2 protein-coding genes are annotated in these 2,704 nt (G+C 62.9%); both read right to left on the bottom strand.

Annotated features, from left to right (window positions below):
- Positions 1–227: 227 nt before the first annotated feature.
- Complete coding sequence (locus tag AC1D1P_RS20170; protein ID WP_477668156.1) at positions 228–950, bottom strand: GntR family transcriptional regulator; 723 nt, start codon at positions 948–950, stop codon at positions 228–230.
- A 95-nt stretch (positions 951–1,045) separates the two neighbouring features.
- A complete protein-coding gene (locus AC1D1P_RS20165) occupies positions 1,046–2,365 on the bottom strand; it encodes a C4-dicarboxylate transporter DctA (protein ID WP_477674189.1) in 1,320 nt (439 codons plus the stop codon).
- Between the last annotated feature and the right edge of the window lie 339 nt (positions 2,366–2,704).

Genomic DNA, 2,704 nt, shown 5'->3' with positions numbered 1-2,704 from the left:
CTGCTGGCCATGAACAGCCAGTCGGCCAGCATCATGTCCGAGATCGGCGTCAAGCAGTGGGTCAAGGCCGAGCGCAAGGAATACCTTGCGTTGCTGGACTACACCCACGAGTAAGGGAAACGGCAGGCCTGGGTACTCCTTGCGGAGGCTGCCCAGGCTTGGTGTCCGGAGCCTGATTTGTTTTGGTTATCCGGCTGTAGCCATTGAAGGACGCGCGCAGCCAGCTATCAAATCGGGAGCGTTTTGTGCCGGACAGCTTTGCGCAGGGGCGGCTGTACCAGCTGCGACAGCGCGATACGCAGCCGTTCGTTACCGGGTGAGGTGCCCGGCGCCGATGAGCCCAAGGCGGCTTCGACGCTGCCGATGTGCGCGAGCATGCGTTCGCGGGCCAGGTCCAGCTGGCCTTTTTCGAGCGCGGCGACAATGCCGGCATGCTCCGCGCAGGATTGGCCGGCGTCGTGCTTGGACTGGTAGAGAGACGCCGCCAGCGTAGTGCGCGCGGTCAGGTCGCGCAGCACGTCGCACAGCAGCCGCTGGCCGAGGCATTCAGCCAGGCAGACATGGAAGTCGGCCAGTAAAAAGGCCCGGGTGGCGGCGTCGGCTTCTTCGATGGCCTGCTCCTCCTGGGCGATGTGCTGGCGCAGTTTGCGCAGGACCGACTGCAGCGGACGCCCGGCCTCGCGCAGGATGCCGGTTTCGATGATGCGCCGGGCTGAAAAAGCGTCCCGCGCTTCTTCGACGGAAGGCTCCACCACATACCAGCCCTTGCGGGTGCGCACCTCGACAAAGCCGCGTGCCTGCAACTGCATCAGCGCTTCGCGCACCAGGGTGCGGCTGACACCGAAGAGCTCTGCCAGCTCCTGCTCGCCGAGGCGTTCACCGGGCGCAAGTTTTTGCGCGAGGATGGATTCGACGACTTGCTGGGCGATCTGGACCTGGCTGATGCTCATATGTGCTGGGAAGTGTAGCGACCCCGGGGTGATTCAGCAGGCGGAGCGTTTGAAGAAAATCGACGGCAAGATGATGCGTTTTCTGGAGCGAGACCTCAGGCTTTGGCCGGAACGGCGCTCACTTCGATGTCCATGTCGTCTTCGGCCGGCGGCACATAGCGGCCGTCGAGTACCGCATGAGCCCGCTCGCGGTCGATGTCGCCCTCCCAGGCCGCCACCGCCACGGTGGCCACGCAGTTGCCGATCAGGTTGCCCAGGGCGCGGGCGATGCCCATGAACCAGTCGACTGACAGCACCAGCACCAGGCCGATGGCCGGGATCGCAGGGATCGCCTGCAGCGTGGCGGCCAGCACCACGATGGCCGAGCCGGGCACGCCGTGCGCGCCTTTGGAGGTGACCAGCGAGATCGCCAGGATGGTCAGCAGGTCGGTCATCGAGATCGGCGTGTTGGTGGCCTGGGCGATGAAGACGGCGGCCAGCGTGATGTAGATCGAGAACGCGTCGAGGTTGAAGGAGTAGCCGGTCGGGATGACCAGGCCAACAGTCGAATCGCGGATGCCCATGCGCTTGAGCTTGGCCATGATTTGCGGCAGCACGCTGTCGGACGAAGTGGTGGCAAACACCACCATGAGTTCTTCGCGCAGGTATTTGAGCAGCTTGAAGAGGCTGAAGCCCGAAAAACGCATGATGCCGCCCAGCACGACCGTCACGAAAATGATCACTGCAGCGTAGAACAGCACGACCAGCATGCCCAGCTGCTTGAGCGAGCCGATGCCGTATTTGCCGACGGTGAAGGCGATGGCGCCCAGCACGCCCAGGGGCGCCAGTTTGATGATGATGCCCATGGTCTTGAAGAGTACGTGGGCCAGGTCGTCGATGAGGCCGACCACTTTCTCGCCCTTGCTGCCCAGCATGGCCAGCGCGCAGCCGAACAGCACCGAGAACAGCAACACCTGCAGCACGTCGCCGTTGACGAAGGCGCTGATGGCCGTATTGGGAATCAGCTTCATCAGGAACTCCACCGTACCGCCGCCGGTGAGCTTGCCGGCGTTTTCGGCATAGGCGGCCATAGCCTTGGCGTCCAGCAGTTTCGGGTCGATGTTCATGCCCGCGCCGGGCTGAAACACAAAAGCCAGCACCAGGCCGATCACCAGGGCGATGGTGGTGACCACTTCGAAGTAGATCAGCGCCTTGACGCCGACGCGCCCGACCCGCTTCAAGTCGCCCGCGCCTGCAATGCCGTGAACGACCACGCAAAAGACGATCAGGGGAATCAGCATCTTGATCAGCTTGATGAAGCCGTCGCCCAGGGGCTTGAGCTTGACGGCCGTTTCGGGCCACAAAAAGCCGATGATCACGCCGACAAGGAGGGCCAGGAGCACCTGGCCGAACAGGGAGCGGAAAAACTTGGGCATGTCAGTCTCCGAAAGAGTAGTTATAGGCAGCAGGACGTCGCTGTGTTTTGCACGCAAATCTTGCATACAAGCAATGTAGGCAAGATTTTTGCCTGCTGTCACAGGGTTATCCCGGGGCGATTCATGCTTATTCGGTTAAAGCTGATGCACCCGAAGTGCGAGGTGCGCTGCGAAGGGCCGCAAAAGCAAAACTCCCGCCGTGGCGGGAGTTTTCAGGGGATGGGGGCGGCGTGGTCAGGCCAGCAGGTCCCGCAGGGTCCGCGCAATCACCTTGGTGGCGCGGCGCAGGTCTTCGAGGTCCAGACGTTCGTCGGCCCGCTTGGCATGGGACTCCAGCAC

This window comes from Polaromonas sp. P1_E1_2 (assembly GCF_056406035.1).
The sequence above is the reverse complement of the archived record's forward strand: the minus strand, read 5'-3'. Positions and strand labels throughout refer to the sequence as shown.